Genomic DNA, 19,440 nt, shown 5'->3' on the forward strand with positions numbered 1-19,440 from the left:
CGTGAAGATCCTCGTCTACCCCCACGACCTCAAGATGGGCGGCAGCCAGACCAATGCGATCGAGCTCGCGGCGGCGGTGTCGAAGCTCGGTCATGAGTGCATCATCTTCGGCCGTCGAGGCACGCTCTGCGATCGCATCGACGAACTCGGCCTGACCTTCATCGAGTCGCCGGATCCCGGAAGGCGTCCGTCGCTGCGAATTGCGCGGGCGCTGCGGCAGGTCGCTGCGGAACACGAAATCGATGTGATCCACGGCTACGAGTGGCCGCCCGCGCTCGAGGCGGCGATGGCCACGGAACGCCTTCCGGATGTCGCCGCAGTCTGCACCGTGATGTCGATGGCCGTCGCGCCGTTCATCCCCAGTTGGATGCCGCTCATCGTGGGAACACAGCAGATATCAGCAGTGGAGCAGTCCAAGGGAAGGCTGAACGTCACCCTGCTGGAGCCTCCCGTCGACCTCGAGCACAACGCGCCCATGGGGGAAGAGTCTGCGCAGGCGTTCCGGGCGCAGTGGGGGCTGGATGACCGGCCCCTGGTCGTGTGCGTGAGCAGGCTCGTGCCGGAGCTCAAGTCGGAGGGCATCCTCACCGCGATCGATGCGGCGGCAGAGCTCGCAGACACTCACCCTTTCCAGTTCGTGATCGTCGGCGACGGCAAGGCGCGGGATGCCATGCAGAAGGCCGCAGACCGATCCAACCGCGCGGTGGGCCGTCCCACCGTGGTGTTGACCGGTGAGCTGACCGACCCGCGGGCGGCCTACAACGCGGCCGATATCGTCCTGGGGATGGGCGGGTCCGCACTTCGATCGCTGGCGTTCGGCAAGCCGCTCGTCGTGCAGGGCGAGCACGGCTACTTCCGCACCCTGACGCCTGACACGGTCGACGAATTCCGGTGGCAAGGCTGGTACGGAGTCGGGCAGGGGTCGGCGCACGGCCCTGACGTCCTCCGTTCCGAACTGGTCGGTTTGCTCGCCGACCCGGCACGGCGTGCCGAGCTCGGCGCGTTCGGCCGAGCCGCGGTCGAGGAGTTCTCACTCGAACGGTCAGCGACGCGTCAGGTGACGATCTATCGCGATGCGGTGGCCGCGCGGGCAGAGCAGAAGAAGCGCGTTCTTGCCGCAGGCCGGTCTTTCCTGCAGCTCGCCAGGTACCACGTCGCGCAGCGGGTGGATCGCTGGCGCGGGCGCCAGCGTGCCGACGACTTCAACGTCGAACCCGTGGCAACGCAGAAACACGGCGCGCGCCCTGGCGAATCCCTCTCCACGCTGGCCGGTGGACCGATCCTCTATTTCCCGGGCGTCGGCTGGGACACTCTCGCCGGGACGGATCGTCAACTGGCAACCTCCCTGTCTGCAGACTCACAGATCGTGTGGGTCGACACACCGCATTCGATCCTTCGTCGTCGCGACCGGGTCATCCCACTGGTGAGCCATCCGCAGAAGAACGTGGTGCGGCTGCGTGCGCCGACGTTCTACGGTGTGCAGCGCCCATATTTTCGTGACGTCGCGAATCGCCGGCGCGCCGACGTGGCGAGACGCTACCTGAAGGAGCACGGGTTGAACCCGCGCGCCGTGATCGCTTCGACAACCGCGCCGATGCTCCACCTTGCTCGAGACATCCCGGGTGTGCACGTGTACTACGCAACCGATGACTTCGTCGAAGCGGCCGCCCTCTGGGGCGTGAGCAAGCGATACCTCGGATCGTCACGCGAGGCCAACCTCTCGGCCGCCGACCTGGTCCTCGCGGTGACGCCTGAGCTCGCTCGACACCTCCAGCGCGGACCCACGTCTCCGCGCTGGCTGCCGAACGGTGCGGATCTCGGACGATTCCGCGAACTCGAGGACACCACACCTCCGGGCATCGCCCTGCAGCGTCCCATCGTCGGCGTGATCGGCCAGTTCAACTCGCGCACCGACATCAGTTTTCTCGAGGCCGTGCAATCCGCCGGGATCAGTCTGCTCCTCGTCGGACCCAGGTGGTTCGTCTCCGCCGGCGAGAACGAGGCCTTCGACCGCCTTACCGCGATGCCGGGTGTCCAATGGATCGATGCCCTGCCTCGAGACGCGCTTGCGCCCTATCTCGCGACACTCGACGCCGGACTCACGCCGTATCGGGATTCCATGTTCAATCGCCGCAGCTATCCGCTGAAGACCCTGGAGTACCTCGCCTCCGGTGTGCCCGTCGTCATGACCGACGTGGCATCGCGCGCAGGTCTCGACCCGGCATTCGTGGCCACGGCCACAACGACGACCGAGTTCGTCGAGCGAGTCGCCGCCGCCGCGGCATCCACACCCTCTCGCGCCGCCATTCGGCACTCGGTTGCGTCAGATGGCTGGGACTCGCGGGCGGCGCAGCTGACGGAGTGGCTGAACGAAGAGGCGCGCGATGAGCGGTCGTAGCCATCTTCGCGAGCCGGCCGCGCCGACGAACGGTTCCTCGCATGCCACCCGCACAGATCGGCGCCGGTACGTTGATGTGAATGGGATCGATCACGAGGGCGACCGTTCCCTAGAGAGGTGTGCAGCGTGATACGGACCGCGATCCACCACCTGCTGGCTGGTGCCGCCGAGACCACGCCCGACGCGCCCGCGTTGACGTATGCCGGTGAGACATACAGCTATGACGCGATCTGGGCGTCCGCCCTCGCGCTGGCAGCACAACTCGAGTCCACGGGGGCCCGTCGTGGCGACCGTGTCGCCATTTACATGGAGAAGCGGCCCGAGACGGTTACGGCGATCTTCGCGGCGTCGGCCGCGGGCGGGATCTTCGTCCCGATCAACCACGTGCTGAAGCCCATCCAAGTCGCCCACATCCTGGAGGACAGCGGCGCACGGGTTCTGGTGACGACAAGCGATCGACTGACACAACTGGCGTCGGTGCTGCCGGAGACTCTCGTGGAGGACATCATCGTGGTGGGCGGCAAGCCGGCGTCCGCTCCCGAAGGTCGCAGGTTGCACGAGTGGGCCTCGACTGCAGAGACGGGGGATGGGTACGCGCCATCACCCGTGATCGACTTGGATCCTGCGGCAATCCTCTACACCTCGGGCAGCACCGGGAGGCCGAAGGGCGTTGTCCTCAGTCACCGCAATCTCATCGTCGGCGCGGAAAGCGTCAGCACGTATCTCCAGAACACCGCGGACGACGTCATCCTCAGCGCATTGCCGCTCAGCTTCGACGCCGGGCTCAGCCAGGTGACCACGGCCTTCGCGGTCGGGGCGCACTGCATCCTCCTCAATTACCTGCTGCCTCGCGAGGTCCCGAAGCTCTGCGCACGGTACGGAGTGACCGGCCTCACGGGCGTTCCGCCGCTCTGGCTGCAGATCGCTGACGTACCCTGGCCCGAAGAGGCCGCCGCACGGCTGCGCTATTTCGCGAACACCGGTGGACGGATGCCGCGAACCACGCTCGAAAAGCTTCGCTCGATCTTCACGAATGCCGCTCCCTACCTGATGTACGGGCTCACCGAAGCCTTCCGCTCCACCTATCTCGATCCGGCTGAAGTCGACCGACGACCGGACTCGATCGGCAAGGCGATCCCGAACGCTGAGATCCTCGTTCTCCGCCCCGATGGCTCGCGCTGCGCGCCCGGTGAAGAAGGAGAGCTGGTGCACAGGGGAGCGCTGGTCGCGCTCGGCTACTGGAATGATCCGGTGAGAACTGCTGAGCGCTACCGGCTCGTTCATCATCCCGATCAGGAATGGCGTGCGCCGGAGTGGGCGGTGTGGTCGGGCGATACGGTTGTATCGGATGATGACGGCTACCTCTATTTCGTTGGGCGAACCGACGACATGATCAAGACTTCCGGCTATCGGGTCAGCCCCACCGAGATCGAAGAAGCGGCCTACGGAACGGGCATGGTGCGCGACGCCGTAGCGATGGGCATCGAGGACGCTGGACTCGGGCACAGGATCGTCCTGGTCGCCACCCCGACCGCACCCGAGCTGGATGTGGCGGCGCTCACCACCGCGCTGCGCCAGGCGCTGCCGCTGTACATGGTCCCTTCGCGCATTGAATCGAGGCATGAGCTGCCTCGATCGCCCAATGGAAAATTCGACCGCACGTTGATCAAAGCCGAGGTGTCCGGATGAAGCCCGAGGAACACATCGCCCCGTTCGGCACGATCGACGGTGAACTCGCCGTCGGTGGCATGCCGCTGAGTCGCCTCGCTGCTCGGGTCGGATCCACGCCCTTCTTCGCATACGACCGCGGCCTCCTCGACGCGCGGATCGAGAAGCTTCGGGCTGTGCTCCCCGCGCGCGTCGAGCTGAGCTTCGCGATGAAGGCGAACCCGATGCCGGCGATCGTTCAGCACCTCGCGCAGAGGGTCGATCGGATCGATGTCGCCTCGTCGCTTGAGATGCAGGCCGCGCTGGATTCCACGATCCGCCCAGACCGAGTCAGCTTCGCCGGACCCGGCAAGGTTCCGGCAGAGATCCGTCAGGCCGTCGCCGCCGGGATCATCGTCGAAGCCGAATCCAAGACGGAACTGGATCGATTGGTCGCCGCCGGCGAGGATCTCGGCGTCACGCCCACGGTGGCGATCCGGGTAAATCCGGACTTCGCCGTCAAAGGATCGGGAATGCGGATGGGCGGCGGCCCGCAGCAGTTCGGCATCGATTCCGAAGCAGTGCCCGACCTTCTCGGCGAATACGCCTCCGCCGGCTTGGACATCATCGGATTCCACGTCTTCGCAGGCTCTCAGAACCTCAATGCCGGGCTCATCTCCGAGGCGCAGCGCCGTACCGTGGATCTTGTGAGCGTGCTTGCTGATCGTCTGCCCGCACCGCTTCGCTACCTCAACCTCGGCGGCGGCTTCGGCATCCCCTATACAGACCGGGATCAGCCGCTCGACCTTGATGGCGTCGCGGCGGATCTGCACGATCTCGTGGACGGGCCGATCGCCTCCCGCTTCCCTGACGCGAGTCCTGTGATCGAACTCGGTCGCTACATCGTCGGCGAGTGCGGCATCTATGTCACACGGGTCGTCGATCGGAAGGTCTCGCGCGGCAAGACCTACCTCGTCGTCGACGGGGGGATGCATCATCAGCTCGCGGCATCGGGGAACTTCGGTCAGGCGATCCGCCGGAACTATCCGCTCGTCGTGGGGAACCGAGTCGAGGAGGTTTCCGAACACGGCGTGAACGTCGTCGGCTGCCTCTGCACCCCGCTCGATCTGCTCGGTGACGACGTCGAGCTGCCGCCTGCGGAGATCGACGACCTCATCGTCATCTTCCAGGCAGGGGCCTACGGCCTCACGGCAAGTCCGACAGCTTTTCTCGGACACCCCGCGCCCGCCGAGGTCCTCGTCTGATCACAGACATCCTCGTTTCGACATAGACATCAAGGAGCACGAATGACTGGCACCATCGACAACGTCCGCGCAGTACTCATCGAGACGCTCGAACTTCAGCAGGCGCCCGACGAGCTGGCCGCCGACACCGCCCTCTTCGGCGCGCTGCCCGAACTCGACTCTTTCGGGGTCGTCGCCCTCGTGGGCGCGTTGGAGGACCGCTTCGACATCACGATCGACGACGACGAATTCGGCGCGGATCTCTTCGAGACCGTCGGGTCCCTCACCGAGTTCGTCGACGCGAAGCTCGCGTCAGCCTGACCCATGTTCCACCCCGCGGCACTTCCTGGCTTTCTCGCGACGGGCGGAGCACCCGCACGCGCGGTGGAGGACTCCACCTCGGTGAGTCGAACGCAGTGCGGGCCGATCGATGTCTGGCGCTGGGGTCTGGAGTCCACCCCGGGCGATCACGTCGCATTCGCGGTGTCCAGGGTGGTGCGCGATACCCACGGGGCGGTGTCGCAGGCTCGCGTCGCCGAATCGATGCGGACAGACCCGAAGGCCCTCACGAGGCTGCTGCCGCCCTTCGGCGCGGCGGCAGGAGACGAGACGGGCGCCTGGATGGTCGCCGATTCGATGGGGTTTCAGCAACTGTTCCACACCGACGCTGGTTCGAACTCTGCCGGAGTCATGTCGAGTTCCGCACTGGCGGCGGCATGGACGGTGCAGGCGGATCTCGACCGCGAGCGTGTCGGAATCCAGTCACTGCTGGGGTGGCAGCTCGGTCAGGGCACCCTCTTCGCCGGGATCCGGAAGCTGAGTCCGGGCGCCGTGGCGCGCATCGACGAGCGCGGCGTACAGATCACCGACGCCGACATCCCTCAGCTTCCGCGACTGGAGTTGGCCGAGGCGGTCACGGCTGCGGCAGAACTTCTGCGAACCTCCCTGAATGCGCTTCTCGACGACCACCCCGACGCGGTCCTGCAACTGACCGGTGGAATGGACTCGCGATTGCTCCTGAGCGCGATCCCCGAGAAGCGTCGCCGCGGACTTCGTGCCATGACACTCGAGGTTCCCGGCAAGGGTGATGTCGCGATCGCGAGTGCGATTTCAGAACGGTACGGCATTCGCCACGACGTGCACGGGCTGACGGATGTCGGCGACATCGACCCCGCTGAGGCATGGGATCTGTGCGTCGCCGACGCCGTCAGGCTCGACGGGATGTCCGACCCTGTGGCTCTCGCCGCGCAGCGGATCGGCGAGCGAGCCTTCGACCAGGGAGTCCGCATATCCGGACTCGGCGGCGAGATCGCCCGCGGCTTCTACTACGTCGGACGGATCCAGGATCGGCCTTACACCCGAAAGGACGCCGAGCAGCTCGCCTCCTGGCGCATGTTCGTGAACGAGGCCGTCGAGCCAGGTCTGCTTGACCTGGAGTTTGCCGCGTGGGCACGCAAGGCCGCGACCGACCGGGTCTATCAGGCGTTGCGAGCCGGCGGCGACGAATGGTTCCGCGCTGCGGACGAACTCTACGTGAGGCACCGCATGCAGCGCTGGGCCGGGGCGACCGACATAGCGGTGGCGGATCAGCGAACCGTCGTGAACCCGATGCTCGACCCGGGCTTCCTCGACATCGCGTCCCAGCTGACGCCGCAAGACAAGGCGGGATCACGTTTTCTCGGCGCGCTCCAGATGGCGCTCGATCCCGAACTCGGGCAGCGACCACTCGATGGACGCCCTGCACCGTCTGCATACGCCACGCCTTCGCGCTGGCAGCCGGCCGTCGACGTTGTGACGACCGGACGACGGCTCAGCCGCAAGGCGGTGCAGCGACTCCAGCGGGGCAATCGTCCCCCCGCCGGCGGCACGGTGATGGCCGCCAAGGTCGTAGAACACTGGCGACGGCAACCCGACACGCTGCGCCCGCTCGGCAGGCTGGACTTCGTCCGTGACGAATGGCTTGAGGACGTGCTGTCAGGGAGGGTCGAACCCCGCCCGAGCTCCGTCGCCTTCGTCACGAACTTGGTGGTCGCGACCTCGTAGCCCGCTCGCCGTCGAGCGCGGGATCGGCCTGAGCGACGAGCTCGGCGTAGAGGATTGCGGCGCGCTCGATGCGCTGTGGCCACATGTGTGTCGTCGAAGCGTGCTCGCGCGCGGCAGCGCCCATCGCGGCGCGGAGGTCCGGATCCTCGACGAGCGTTCGGATCGCGGACGCGCAATCTGCGGCGAGCTGTTCGGGAGACTCCGCCGCCAGCCGGATGGCGCACGAGTCGTCGACGTTGGCTCCTGGCCCGCCCCGCTGGCAGACGATCACCGGCAGGCTGTAAGCCATCGCTTCCATGGTCACGTTCCCACCTGGTTCGCGATAGCTCGGGAAGACGAAAACGTCGGCCCTCTCGTAGAAGTCGTCGACGACGTCGCGGGGCACCTTCCCATGGAAGGACACCCGCGCCTCGACACCCAGCTCCTTCGCCAGGGCCTCGCATGCTTCGCGGTCGTTTCCATCTCCGACGACATCCAGAGTCGTGTCGAGATCCTTGATGAGAGCCAATGCACGAATGACGTCCCGCAGGCCCTTGGTCCGCACGATGCGGCCGACGTAGAGCAGACGCACGGCGCCGGTCCGATCAGTGCGATCGATGGGGGCACTCACGCTGTGCACCGCCGTCTCGCTCATGATCTCCAGGCGTCGGATGCGGAGGTTCGCAAGGAAATCCGCCACATACGGGGCCACCCCTATCACGCACGCCGCTGACTCATAGGTTCGCCGGAGCAATCGATCGTGCTGAATGCGCCACGCGTCGAGGGCTCTGAGCCGCTGCCACCACGGCGTGGCGCCTTCCTCATCCACGAATCCGGGAGGTGACTCCAAGCTGCCTCCCACCGGACCGACGACGAGCGGGACCCCCAGCCCGGCGGCGGGTGACGGATACCGCATGGCGACGGGAACGACTTGATGTGCGATGTCGAAGTGCTCGCCGGCAGCGAGCCGTTCTTTGATCCATCGGCGAGCCCGGATGTAGAACGGGACGTACCCGGGCTGCATCAGACTGTTCAGCCGCTCGAACCTATCCACGAGCGGAGGCTCTCCCCACTCAACCACGCGCACGTGGGGAAGCTGCTGTGCCATCGGCGTGTGATCGCGCTTGTAGGTCGTCAGCAGGGTCAATTCGAATCGCGCAGAGAGCAGCTTCGCCCATTGGAATGCGACCCAGGCCTCGCCGATGTCTTCGCCGTCACAAGCCGGCGCGATCATGAGTATCTTCAGAGTTCCACTCTCCGGTCGGTTCGTCATCGCGGAAGGAACGTGTCATTGGCGCCCAGTGGAGCAGGGCGAGCCGAAGGGACAACCAGGGCGCGGACGGTCGGCCACGATTTGTCGTGACCAAGCATCGCGCGTCTCACCTCAGTAAGCACCGTCAGTGCCATATAGATCGACGCGAGGAAGGTACCCGATCGACGGCGATACAAGCGCACTCGGTTCAGGATCTTCATCGTGTGAGTGACCGAACTCTCACCGGAGCCGCCGCCGACGTGCATTGCCCCTGCCGCCGGAGTGTAGACCGTCGCCCACCCCGCATCCTTCGCCCGGAGGCTGAAGTCGGTCTCCTCTGAGTAGAGGAAGTACGATTCGTCCATCCCGCCAAGCTTGGTATAGCACTCGGCGTCGACGAGCAGGATGGCTCCGACGGCCCAGTCGATCTCGTGCTCCGCCTCGTATTCCCGAGGATCCTCGATGCGCTCGGTGAACACCGGCCAGCCGGTGAAGCTCAGGCCGCCGACTCGTCCCATCGTCGGTCCGCGACGAAGGGTTGGCGACAGGCTGCCGTCTTCTTCGCGGACGCGTGGCGCGACAACAGCGATGCCGGGCTTACGGAGGACCTGAAGCATCCGTGGTACACACTCAGCGTCCAGCGAGGCGTCGGGATTGAGGATCAGTATCGCCGAAGCGTCCGGAGACCTGCGCACCGCCCGGTTCATTCCCGCCGCATACCCGTCGTTCGTCGAACGGACGACGATGCAGTCCTGACGGGCGTCGAGGATCTCGAGGGTGCCGTCGTGTGATCCGTTGTCGACCACAACGGTCGAGTAGGTGAGCTCACCCATCGCAGCAGGGAGGCTGTCGAGCAGATCCGTGATATGTCGCTCACTGTTGTAGGTGACGACGACAGCGGCTATGTCTACGGGCATATGGGTCATCTTAGGAGAGCCGCCAGACCTGCTTTGGCGTCCTCGATTCGCCGCAGCGCGCCGCAGATGCCCAGGGTGACGAAGAGAGTGCCCATCGTCATCGGAAATGCGAACGCGTCGAACATGAAGAGGCAGCTGAACCCGGCACAGATGGATGCGGTGAGCGCCAGCGCGAGGTCTCGTGACCCCTCGTCGCGAAGCCGCACGCGCAGTCGAAGCATGGTCACGGCGGCTGTGATACCGAGGGCCAGGAATGCGATGGTGCCGACGACCCCGATGGTCACGAGCAGAAGAAGATATTGATTGTCGAAGATCCGATACTTCGGGAGGAAGGTGCCCAAGCCCCGACCGAATGCCGGGTTCTGGGAGATGAATTCGAACGCGAGCGAGAAACTGTCGGTACGTGAGGCGATGCTGGGGTCTTCACCCGCCCCTGTGAAGAGTCCTACGATTGCGCCGAAGAAGTTCGGTGTGATCACGAGCATCGCGAGCACTCCGGCCGCCCCGATGGCAAGCACCCTGAGACGTCGTCGCCGAGTCCACCCGATCATGCAGATCACCAGTCCGATCGCGGCGCCGAGGTATGCCGACCTCGACGATGTCAGCGGAATGATCGCGATCAGAGCGATGGCCGGAATCCACCGGATGACAGGTCCCCGGTGCGTGTGATTGAAACCGACGTGCAGCGCGAGCGGGAGGATCATCGCCAGCAGCACGCCGTACTCGATCGGGTGGATCGATGTGCCCGCAGGGCGCGGGTACCCTCCACGCGTGGTGAGCCCATACGCAGGTGCGCTCGACAACCCCGGGATGGACAGCTGGTCGACCCAGAGCTGTCGAGTGGCCACTTGGATGAGACCGAGGACGGCGATCAGACCCCCGCACACGGTGAAGCGCCAGATGAGGGTGTCGAGGCGACTGCGCTCATGGATGCCGTCGTGCGTGAGCAAGAGGGTGCCTGACCACGATGCGAGCGCCAGGAGCGCGACATCTCCCGGGCTTGTCTCGTCGGGACTCATCGGACGAGACATCGCGAGGATGTAGCTCACACCGACGAAGAACAGCAACAGAGCCAGGGCGATTCGAATCGGCTGTGGTTCGCTGGCTGCTCGTCGCGCCGCCCCGAGGAAGAGGAGAAGCCACAGCAGAAGACTTCCGAGCCCGAACAGCATCGATGGGGCGCCCGCGCTGCCCAGCGGGCCGACGATGAGCCTCGACGGCACGAAAAGCAGCAGCACCAGGTATACCGTCAGCCATCCGACGGCGTCGATCCTGCTCGTCGTCCGTGCGGTCAGCTGAGGGAGTGCAGTCGTCAACTACGTGCTCGAGCTCGGACGGGTCGGCCCGCCGTCGCGTTCTTGGGTTCGCCGGGCACTTCGGCTGGTCCCCGCCACTTCGCTGGCTCGGTGCGCTCGGAACGGCGGCTCTGGCTTCGCCGCAAGAGCACGCCGTCGAGCGCGAACGCGACGAATCCGGTGGCGACGACACCGGCGGCCAATGCAGCGATCACCAGCCTGAGGGTCCCGCTGATGTCGCTCTTCGCCTTTTCGTCGATCGTCAACGGCATCGAGGTGATGACCGCCTGGGCCGGCGCGTCGACATCCTGCTGAAGTCGCTCGAGTTCGGCAGGGATCCGTTCGGCGATGAAGTTGAGAGTCGAGAGCGCGGCTGCCGCGGAATGGTCGGTCACATCGATGGCGATGACCGGCCCACGCGTCGAGTCGTCGATACCGACGACATACTCCGCTGTCGGCGACTGCTCGGCGACTTCTGCCTGCGCGGTCGTGCTACCGAAGTACGCCACCACGATGCCAGCCGGCTGCTCGAGACCGCTGAGCGTCAGGAACGGGTTTCCGCCTACACCGACGGCTGCTTCGGATGGCAGGAGCAGAACCAGGCCCCTGGCGTTGTACTCGGGGGGGCTTGCGACGTATGCACCGTACGCTATGCCCGCCGTCAGGAGGACACCTGCGACAAGGACGTACCATCGGCGCGCCAAAGCCTTCAAGACGTCGAGTACCACAGAGTTCCTCCCCAATCCGGCGGGCATTGCGCGCCGCGGACACGAGGTATTCTACCTGGGGGGAACTTATGACTTTCTGGGAGTTGGTGCGCGCCTTCATCAGGCACTGGCCGATCGTGCTGATCGGTGCTGTGTGCACTGCCGGCGCCGGCTTTGTCGCGATCAGCGACGATGGCGTGTACTTCACGCGCGCCGAGATCGTATTTCTCGCTCCGACGAGTTCGCTCTATCCGAACGCTCTGCGCACGCAGTCCGAGGACCTCATCGACACCGCGGGCATCGTCGCCAAGCGGCTCGCCGGCCCGGGAAAGGTCACCAAGTTCGCATCGCCGGATGTGACACTCATCGGCATGGGCGTTCGCGATGGCTGGTCGCTCCGACTGCCCGACACCGGTGGCCAATGGGCGACGAACTACGCAACCCAAACTCTCAACCTGGATGTCGTGGCCGCGACCGAAGACGAGGCGCGCGCGCGGCAGACCGAACTCGTCGAGCGGGTCAAGACGGAGTTGAACCAGCTGCAACGGGATGCGAACGTCGATCCGGTGAATGACATCACCGCGATCGCAGCACCTGAGTCCACCGTGATGTACCACGTCGGGGGAAGCACCGCTCGAGTGCTTGGTATGACAGCCGCGCTGGGGATCGGTCTCACCGTTGCAGCCGTTCTCTTCCTCGAGTACCGGCGGCAGCCCAGACGCGACCTTGCGCCGCGCTGGACATCGCGCGCGCGCCTGCGAACCAGCACGTCGTCATAGACCCGTGACGATCGCACCAAAGGTCTCCGTCAGCGAGATCATCCTTGAGGACAGCGCCCAGGTGAGCGCCTTCCTCCACGAGAATCTCAATCGACGCGTACCGGCCGCACGGTGGGCTGAACTCATCAGCCCGCCATGGGGGAGCGACCGACCCAATCACGGATTCCAGCTTCGCACCGCGGAGGGCGAACTGGTCGGAGTGTATGTGGCGGTGTACTCCAGGCGGTTCCGCGACGGTGCTGAGCGGGAGGTGTGCAACCTAGCGGCGTTCTGCGTCCTGGAGGAACATCGTGTTCACTCGCTGAGACTGGTTCGAGCGATCCTGGCACAGAAGCATCTGCTCTTCACGGATCTATCTCCGAGTGGCAATGTCCCGGCAATGAACAAACGCCTGGGGTTCACAGAACTCGACACCGCGACCCGCTTGTCCCTGAATGTGTCGCGGCCGTTCGCTCGCACTCGCGGCGTCACCGACGACCCGAGGACGCTGGAGCAGACCCTGACGGGTCACGACGCCGTCGTTTTCGAGGATCACCGGGCTGCTCGAGCAGCCCGGCATCTGCTCATACTGGATGACAGTCGCTACGCCTACCTCATCTATCGTCGCGATCGACGCAAGCGTCTGGGCGTATTCGCGTCGCCACTGTATGTCGGGGGAGATCCCGCCGTACTACAGGCGAAGTGGCCCGACGTCGCGGCGCATCTGCGCAGACGCGGATACCTGGCGACCTTGGCGGAGCGACGGATCCTGGGGTTCACCCCTCGTGGACCCGGTCGTGATCTCGCCCACCCGCGGCCGAAGATGTATCGCGGAGAGCTTCCTGCTGGAGAAACGGTTGACTACCTGTACAGCGAACTGACTCTGCTCGGATGGTAGCGAAAGCCGCGACCATCCGAGCAGAGACGATTGCTTTCAGTTCGCGGGTGGAACGGTCTTCCCGTCATCCCACAGGTTATTGGTCCAGACATTTCCAGGTGCGTTCGAGTCGAAGGAAGTGATCGGACCCCAGATTCCGCACTTGCCCCCCTCGCCGCGCTTGAAGATGTTGTTCGTGAACTTGATGTTGTTGACACCCGCCGAGTACGGCTTGCCAGTCGTCGAACCACCGTAGGCGCAGTAGCCGACCGAACCGTCGGGTCCACCATCGATCAGGTTGTTGTCGATCGTGTTGCGCTGCACGATGCCGAAGTCGCCATAACCCGTCAGCGCCGCGGAGCAGCCGGCGTCCGGAGGCACCGGGGTGGAGTCACAGGCGATCGTGTTGTGGCGGAGGATGGTGTCCTGGCCCATGCGGATTGCCGACTCGTGGTCGATGCCGCGGCGGTCGGTGTACTGCGCGTGCAGGTACGAGTCCTGCAGCGTGCAGTTGGAGGAGCAGTTCGCGGATCGGCTACCGCCGGTGATCTCCACGCGGGTGAGGGTCCAGTTCACGTCGCCGACGCCGGTGCCGGTCGAGTTGGGCATCCTCACTTCACTGTCGGTCATGCTGAAGGAGCCGTTGAAGTAGTCCGGGTCGCTGTAGATCTGCCCGTTCAGTACGGATCGCGTGATCTTGATCCCCTTGGCCAGGATGCGCATGTCGCAATTGATGATCTTCGCGTCGATCACAACGTTGTCAGTCTGGATCGTGCACGGCCCGGTGTACGTGGTCAGCGTTGTTCCGGCAGGAACACCGGTCGTCGCGGAGGAGGGGAATGAACGGCCCAAGACGATGAACCCTCCAGTCTCCGCCGGCGGCGGCGTAACCGTCGGGGTCGGGGTGGGAGTCGGGGTCGGCGTCGGGGTCGGCGTCGGCGTGGGGGTCGGCTTCGGAGTCGCCGTCGGGGTGGGCGTCGGCGTGGCAGTCGCCGTCGGCGTGGCCGTCGGAGTCGGAGTCTGGGAATCCGTCGGCTTCGGAGTCGGCGTGGTCGGCGTGCCGGGCTCGACGGTCTCCACCTTGTAGACGACGTCTACGAGATAGTTCGACCCGTCGTAGCTGTATGTCGGCAGCGTGCTGGTCGGGCCATATCGGTAGACGCCTGCACCCGCGCCCAGGCGGAATCCGTTCTGGTACATCGTCTCGTCGAGATCGTCCTCCGTCACGGCGTAGCCGCCACGGGGAGCGTTGTAAGACGCGACGTAGGAACGGCCAGCATCGAGGCTCACCGGCTCGTCAAGCGGGATGGTGCGCCAACCCACTTCGGTCGTCGCGTCGAACGAGACCTGCGCGATCACATCGCCGTCTCCGGACCAGAGGGTCGCCTGCGTGACGCCGAATGCCCGCTCGCCCTGGTAGTACTGCAGGGCCACCACGTCGCCCGACTTCTGCGGGCTGAAGCGCACGCCGAGTTCGACCGCCCCGCGGTCGGAGTCCACATCGATGGCGGGTTCCAAGTTGTCGGCGAATATGCCGGTCGTCGTCGAGGGCACGGCAGCGAGAGCTGGGGCCACAGCGAAGCCCGCCACCGCGACAAGACCGACGAGGCCGGCGATGAATCCAGCGAGATGCGGGGGCCCGCGACATCCGCGAGCCGGCTCGAAAGGATCAGCTCGGCGGCGGTGCCCTCGAGCTGCCAGCTGAGCCGCTTGATGAAGTCCGGATCGTCGTCGGGGCGGCTGGCCACGATGATCGTGTCGGCGCTGAGCTGGCGAGCGTTGGCCGCGACAGAGTGGGTCGACCCGACACGCGGGTAGTTCTTGCCGTCGACGTCCATGTCGGCCTCGACGGTGTCGGTGGTGGCGATGCCGACGACCGAGTAGCCCAGCTTGCCGTCGCGCTCGAGCCGGCGGATGACGTACTCGATGTCGTCGCGCGAGCCCGTGACGATGGCGCGGGAGGTGAAGAGCCCCACCTTGCGCTTGGCGTTGAGCCACCGGCGCCACGCCCAGCGATTGACCAGGAGCACCAGCAGACCGATCGGCAGAGCGAAGATCAGCTGCGTACGAGCGCCGGGCAGCTGGAAGATCACGAAGATCATCGCGACGATCCCGAACGCGAATCCGGTGGAGTGGGCGAGCCGGACGTACTCGGTCGAGCCCGACCCGACGATGGTGCTGGACCGGGTGCGGAACAGCGCGAGCATGGTGATCCACAGCGCGCCGCTCAGGATGGGGAGTGCCCCATGTGTCCACATCGCGGCGAGGCCGCCATATGTGACGAGTGAGTCCACCAGGGCGACACCGACCGTGACCAGCAGCACCGCCAGCACGTCGGAGATCCGCAGCTGCCGGGCGTAGCGCCGCTCCCACGCACGCCGCCGCTCGAGTGCGGGCTCGATCCGTGGTGCGACCGTCGCACCTGCCGGCAGGACGGCCGCCTTCGCGGCCGACACTGCGGTCGACCGTGCTCCGGTCGTCGTGACGATCGGAGCGCGAAGCGCAGCAATCGGCCTGAATCCAGAAGGTGGATCCAAATCGATCGCTGCGCTCGCGTCGATCGTCGTCATTGCCCGGCGGCAAAATGCCGCACGCGCAAAGCGTCCCCAGTCGCCATTACGTTCCCCAGTACCGCTTCTGACGAGCAGGCTCGTCGATTCCCCATAAAGCATCTCGGCGAGCGAACTCGTCGAAATTTCAATCCCCAGCGAGGCCCCGATAAATCGGGTCAATCACATGCATAGGCATCCCACTGCCCTGCAACAGCAAATCTACCGTGCCGGAGGTCGAGTGGGAAGCGCCATTTCGAATGAGACCAACAACTACGCTGAGGTTTTGCTCAGGACTTGCGGATGCTGCCACTCCGCATATCCGCCGCGAGGCGTCTGCGGGGGCGTCGTCGCTGGGCAAGCTCGGAGCTTCGCACCCGTCGTCGCATGCGATTATGGAGGGCAGTGCACCTCTCGATCATCATCCCGACCTTCAATGAGGCTCCCAATATCGCGGAGCTGGTTCGTCGTGTCACGGCAGCGGTCGACGGCATCGAGGCGGAGGTCATCTTCGTCGATGACAGCACCGATTCGACGCCCGACCAGATCCTCGCGGTGGCGGCAACCGCCACTCTGCCGGTCCGGCTGATCCACCGCGATCGTCGCGATGGCGGGCTGGGCGGAGCAGTGCTCGAGGGGTTCGCCACGGCGGAGGCCGACGCATGTCTCGTCCTTGACGGCGATCTGCAGCATCCGCCAGAGGAGATCCCCGCGCTCTGGTCGCGCTACTCGCGCGGCGATGTCGACCTCGTCGTCGCGTCGAGGTACGCCGGCGGGGGCACGGCGACCGGCCTTGCCGACCGCTCTCGCATCCTCGTGTCGAAGGCCGCCACCTCGCTCACTCGGGCGATGTTCCCGATCCGCCTGCGCGAGGTGTCCGACCCTATGACGGGTTTCTTCATCGTCGATCGTCGCACCATCGATTCCGCGACGCTCAAGCCGCGCGGGTTCAAGATCCTGCTCGAGATCCTCGCGCGCCGCAATCTGCGGGTCGCCGAGGTGCCGTTCGACTTCGCGGACCGCTACGCCGGCGAATCGAAGGCCTCGGCGCGCCAGGGGATGCATTTCGTCGTGCAGCTGACCGCGTTGCGCTTCGGCAAGATGTCGCTGTTCGCCGTCATCGGCGGCATCGGCGCTCTCGTCAACCTGGCGATCATGGCCGGCCTCATCCATGCCGGCGTGGGCTATGTCTTCGCCGCGGTGATCGCCGCCGAGACGACGATCATCGGCAACTTCCTGCTGCAAGAGCGATTCGTCTTCCAGGACATGCGCGAGTCGGCCTCGGGTGTGTGGCACCGCTTCGCCAAGTCCTTCTCCTTCAACAACGCCGAGGCGCTGATCCGCATCCCGATCCTCGCGCTGATGGTGCAGTCGTGGCACATCTCGGCGGTCGCTGCCGCAGCGATCACCCTGGTCGTGGCGTTCGTGGTGCGGTTCATGTTCCACTCGCTCGTCGTCTACGCGCCGCGCAAGGCGGGCCAGGCGCCGAGCCGGGCCCGGCAGTTCGTCGAGCAGCTCGACGAACAGGCGATGGCTCCCGGCGAGCTGTAGCGAACGGATGCCGCGGCTCGCGGCATCCGTTGCGCACCGTTGCTAGGCTCGCGACCGTGCTTCCCCCGGACTGGATCGAGCATCGCCGCGGCGACGGTGAGACGGTCGGCTGGATCGTGGCGGAGGGCGACGGATTCCGCGCCATGGATCTGCTCGGGCGCGAAGTCACCGGCGACGTCGTGGACTGGCTCGGCGCCGAAGAGGTCCTCGAGGACCTGGGCATCGGCTATCTCGCGGATCGGTACATCCTGCGGTTCGCCGACGGCACCGAGCGGCCCGTCCGCATCGCCGAGGTCAGCGTGCGAGGGGTCACCGTGGTCGCCGACGAGTTCGGGGCGTCATCCGCGGTCGGCGCGACGCTCGACCGGTTCCCCCTCCCGTTTCCGGTGCCGCGCGAGCTGCGCCCGGTGGCGCGCTGAGGCCGCCGAGCGTCAGGGCGCGAGTCGCTCGTTCAGAAACGCCCTCGTGCTCGCGATGGCCGCGTCGCTGCGCCACCGCCCGGTCAGGGTCGAATGCCCGAACTGGTTCGGTCCGGTGAGGGTGAACACCTGCATGCGCCCGCCGAGCAGCCGCTGCGCCGCGTCGAGCTTCGCCCCGGGCGACAGGCAGTCGTAGCGAAAGCGGTAGCCCTGCACGCGGAGGTCGGGGTGTTCGGCCAGGCTGGCGCTGTCGCCGGGAGACAGCCCGAGTCCGGAGGGCCTCACCGGAATCGCCGGCTCGCCGACCACGGCAGCCGCGACGCGCGGATCGACGGCGAGCGCGAGAGCGAAGTTGCCGGTCAGGCACAGGCCGATCACGCCGTACCGGCGACCGGATGAGTCGGCGACGTGCGCGTCCGCGAACTCCCGCAGCCACGCCACGGAGGCGCTCACACCGTGCCGGGCGAGGATGTGCACCTCTCTTCGCACGCAGATCTGTCTCATCGAATCGAGCGGCGTGGCGCTTCCGTCGCGGCCGACGATCGACGGGACCACCACGCGGAAGTCCTCCGCCAGGACGTTCGCCAGGGCGACGAGGTTGTCGGAGATGCCGGGGAACTCGTGCATCAGCAGCACACTCGGGTGCGGTGAGTCGGCGGGGCTTCGATCGACGATGTAGTACGGATGGGAATGATCACCGTGCGGATAGGTGTGGCGATCCCACCCCTCGGGGCACCACTCGGTTCCACGTGCCATCGCGCTGCCACCCCTCATCCGTCTGCCGTCACAGGAAAGCGCGTCGGCAGCTGACTGTCCATGATGGCCCACAGCCGCTCCGCCGTCTCGGAGTCGGCGAGATTGCGATACACCCGCTGCTGTCGCGGCGGCCCGCTGAGGTGCAACGGCCGCGACGGGCCGTAGAGCCCGCCGCCCACGGCATCCGGCGCCGTCAGCGCATAGAGCGCGGTCGACGCGGCTTCGGCGGCGCTCTGCCCCAGCGCGCCGCGCTCCATGAGCGCCCTGGCTGCGCGGTTCCACCACTGCGTCCCGTTGCGCAGAGCAGGCGGCCCGATGTTCGTCAGCGCGATGCCGGGGTGGCTCAGCGCGACGCGCAGGCCCCACCGAGCGAGCATGCAGCGGCGATGCAGCTCCACTCCGAAGAGCCCGAGCGCGATCTTCGACGACGCATACGCTCGCAGCGCCGAGTACCGGCGCTCACTCTGCAGATCGTCGAGGTCGATCCCGAAGTGGTTCGCGGCGAGGCTGCACTGCAGAACGACGCGTGCGTCACCGGCGCGAAGAAGGGGGAGGATGCCGGCGGTCAGCGCAGCGTGCCCGAGGAAGTTCGTCTGGAAATGGAGCTCGTACCCGTCCGCGCTGACGTGTCGCATCGGGTCCCCGAGAAGTACGATCCCCGCGTTCGCAACGAAGAGGTCGATCGGTCGCCCTTCGGTCTCGAGTGTTCGAACGAGCCCGTCGACCGATGCGAAAGAGGCCAGGTCGAGGTCTCGAAGCTCCACGATCGAGCCTGGCGCGCTCTCACGGATGCGCTCCGCCGCTCCCTCCCCCTTGGCACGGTTTCGCACCGGCATCACCACCTCGGCGCCGGCCCTTGCGAGCGCTCTGGCGATCTCGAATCCGACGCCGTCGCTTGCACCGGTGACCAGCGCGACCGATCCGTTCAGTTCGGGCATCTGCACACCCCATCGAGCGAGTGCGGTCGGCGCTGCGGGATCGGAATGCATCGGTTGGGTCTCCTCGGAACGGTCTGCGTCGAAGGAGCGCGCATCGGCGCGCGAGACGC

17 protein-coding genes are annotated in these 19,440 nt (G+C 66.1%); 9 read left to right on the forward strand and 8 right to left on the reverse strand.

Annotated elements, in window-relative coordinates; translation table 11 throughout:
* Position 1: 1 nt before the first annotated feature.
* The 5 genes from ABD188_RS04935 (at position 2) to ABD188_RS04955 (ending at position 7,332) form a co-directional block, all read left to right on the forward strand.
* Positions 2-2,398 (forward strand): glycosyltransferase, encoded by a 2,397-nt coding sequence (locus ABD188_RS04935; RefSeq protein ID WP_344059101.1) that lies wholly within the window; start codon positions 2-4, stop codon positions 2,396-2,398.
* A 126-nt stretch (positions 2,399-2,524) separates the two neighbouring features.
* Positions 2,525-4,087: an acyl-CoA ligase (AMP-forming), exosortase A system-associated gene (locus tag ABD188_RS04940; RefSeq protein ID WP_344059103.1), complete on the forward strand. Its 1,563-nt coding sequence runs from the start codon at positions 2,525-2,527 to the stop codon at positions 4,085-4,087.
* Positions 4,084-5,310: a pyridoxal-dependent decarboxylase, exosortase A system-associated gene (locus tag ABD188_RS04945; RefSeq protein ID WP_344059105.1), complete on the forward strand. Its 1,227-nt coding sequence runs from the start codon at positions 4,084-4,086 to the stop codon at positions 5,308-5,310. Before ABD188_RS04940 ends, ABD188_RS04945 begins: the two co-directional genes overlap by 4 nt.
* Before the next feature lie 42 nt (positions 5,311-5,352).
* The gene (locus tag ABD188_RS04950; RefSeq protein ID WP_344059107.1) at positions 5,353-5,610 is read left to right on the forward strand and encodes an acyl carrier protein; all 258 of its coding nucleotides are present in this window, start codon (positions 5,353-5,355) and stop codon (positions 5,608-5,610) included.
* An 81-nt stretch (positions 5,611-5,691) separates the two neighbouring features.
* Positions 5,692-7,332, forward strand: a complete 1,641-nt coding sequence (locus ABD188_RS04955) for a hypothetical protein (RefSeq protein WP_344059109.1) — start codon at positions 5,692-5,694, stop codon at positions 7,330-7,332.
* Here ABD188_RS04955 and ABD188_RS04960 read toward each other — a convergent pair.
* From ABD188_RS04960 to ABD188_RS04975, 4 genes are read right to left on the reverse strand one after another with little or no spacing between them, the layout of a single operon-like run.
* Positions 7,304-8,545 carry a glycosyltransferase family 4 protein gene (locus tag ABD188_RS04960; RefSeq protein ID WP_344059111.1) on the reverse strand — a complete coding sequence of 414 codons (1,242 nt, stop codon included), beginning with the start codon at positions 8,543-8,545 and terminating at the stop codon, positions 7,304-7,306. The two genes, ABD188_RS04955 and ABD188_RS04960, sit on opposite strands and share 29 nt — an antisense overlap.
* 35 nt (positions 8,546-8,580) lie before the next feature.
* A complete protein-coding gene (locus tag ABD188_RS04965; RefSeq protein WP_344059113.1) occupies positions 8,581-9,480 on the reverse strand; it encodes a glycosyltransferase family 2 protein in 900 nt (299 codons plus the stop codon).
* 5 nt (positions 9,481-9,485) lie between these two features.
* Positions 9,486-10,796 (reverse strand): O-antigen ligase family protein, encoded by a 1,311-nt coding sequence (locus tag ABD188_RS04970; protein ID WP_344059115.1) that lies wholly within the window; start codon positions 10,794-10,796, stop codon positions 9,486-9,488.
* Positions 10,793-11,503: a YveK family protein gene (locus ABD188_RS04975; RefSeq protein WP_344059117.1), complete on the reverse strand. Its 711-nt coding sequence runs from the start codon at positions 11,501-11,503 to the stop codon at positions 10,793-10,795. The genes ABD188_RS04970 and ABD188_RS04975 overlap by 4 nt, the downstream gene beginning before the upstream one ends.
* A 68-nt stretch (positions 11,504-11,571) precedes the next feature.
* Between ABD188_RS04975 and ABD188_RS04980 the strand changes: the two genes are divergently transcribed.
* A complete protein-coding gene (locus ABD188_RS04980; protein ID WP_344059119.1) occupies positions 11,572-12,261 on the forward strand; it encodes a hypothetical protein in 690 nt (229 codons plus the stop codon).
* Between the two features lie 4 nt (positions 12,262-12,265).
* Positions 12,266-13,138 (forward strand): hypothetical protein, encoded by an 873-nt coding sequence (locus ABD188_RS04985; protein WP_344059121.1) that lies wholly within the window; start codon positions 12,266-12,268, stop codon positions 13,136-13,138.
* A gap of 36 nt (positions 13,139-13,174) precedes the next feature.
* Here ABD188_RS04985 and ABD188_RS04990 read toward each other — a convergent pair whose 3' ends face one another.
* Both ABD188_RS04990 and ABD188_RS04995 read right to left on the reverse strand, forming a co-directional pair.
* Positions 13,175-14,584, reverse strand: coding sequence for a DUF4082 domain-containing protein (locus ABD188_RS04990; protein WP_344066873.1), 1,410 nt, complete (start codon positions 14,582-14,584; stop codon positions 13,175-13,177).
* Complete coding sequence (locus ABD188_RS04995) at positions 14,473-15,573, reverse strand: nucleoside-diphosphate sugar epimerase/dehydratase (RefSeq protein WP_344059123.1); 1,101 nt, start codon at positions 15,571-15,573, stop codon at positions 14,473-14,475. The genes ABD188_RS04990 and ABD188_RS04995 overlap by 112 nt, the downstream gene beginning before the upstream one ends.
* Positions 15,574-16,071: 498 nt before the next feature.
* Between ABD188_RS04995 and ABD188_RS05000 the strand changes: the two genes are divergently transcribed.
* Both ABD188_RS05000 and ABD188_RS05005 read left to right on the forward strand, forming a co-directional pair.
* Positions 16,072-17,217 carry a glycosyltransferase gene (locus tag ABD188_RS05000; RefSeq protein WP_344059125.1) on the forward strand — a complete coding sequence of 382 codons (1,146 nt, stop codon included), beginning with the start codon at positions 16,072-16,074 and terminating at the stop codon, positions 17,215-17,217.
* A gap of 56 nt (positions 17,218-17,273) precedes the next feature.
* Positions 17,274-17,636 (forward strand): hypothetical protein, encoded by a 363-nt coding sequence (locus tag ABD188_RS05005; protein ID WP_344059127.1) that lies wholly within the window; start codon positions 17,274-17,276, stop codon positions 17,634-17,636.
* 12 nt (positions 17,637-17,648) lie between these two features.
* Here the strand turns inward: ABD188_RS05005 and ABD188_RS05010 are convergent, their stop codons facing one another.
* Together ABD188_RS05010 and ABD188_RS05015 are read right to left on the reverse strand one after the other, a co-directional pair.
* Positions 17,649-18,392 carry a dienelactone hydrolase family protein gene (locus tag ABD188_RS05010; RefSeq protein WP_344059128.1) on the reverse strand — a complete coding sequence of 248 codons (744 nt, stop codon included), beginning with the start codon at positions 18,390-18,392 and terminating at the stop codon, positions 17,649-17,651.
* 14 nt (positions 18,393-18,406) lie between these two features.
* Complete coding sequence (locus tag ABD188_RS05015; protein ID WP_344059130.1) at positions 18,407-19,381, reverse strand: SDR family oxidoreductase; 975 nt, start codon at positions 19,379-19,381, stop codon at positions 18,407-18,409.
* Positions 19,382-19,440: the final 59 nt, after the last annotated feature.

This window comes from Microbacterium pumilum, assembly GCF_039530225.1.
GTDB classification, from domain to species: Bacteria; Actinomycetota; Actinomycetes; order Actinomycetales; family Microbacteriaceae; genus Microbacterium; species Microbacterium pumilum.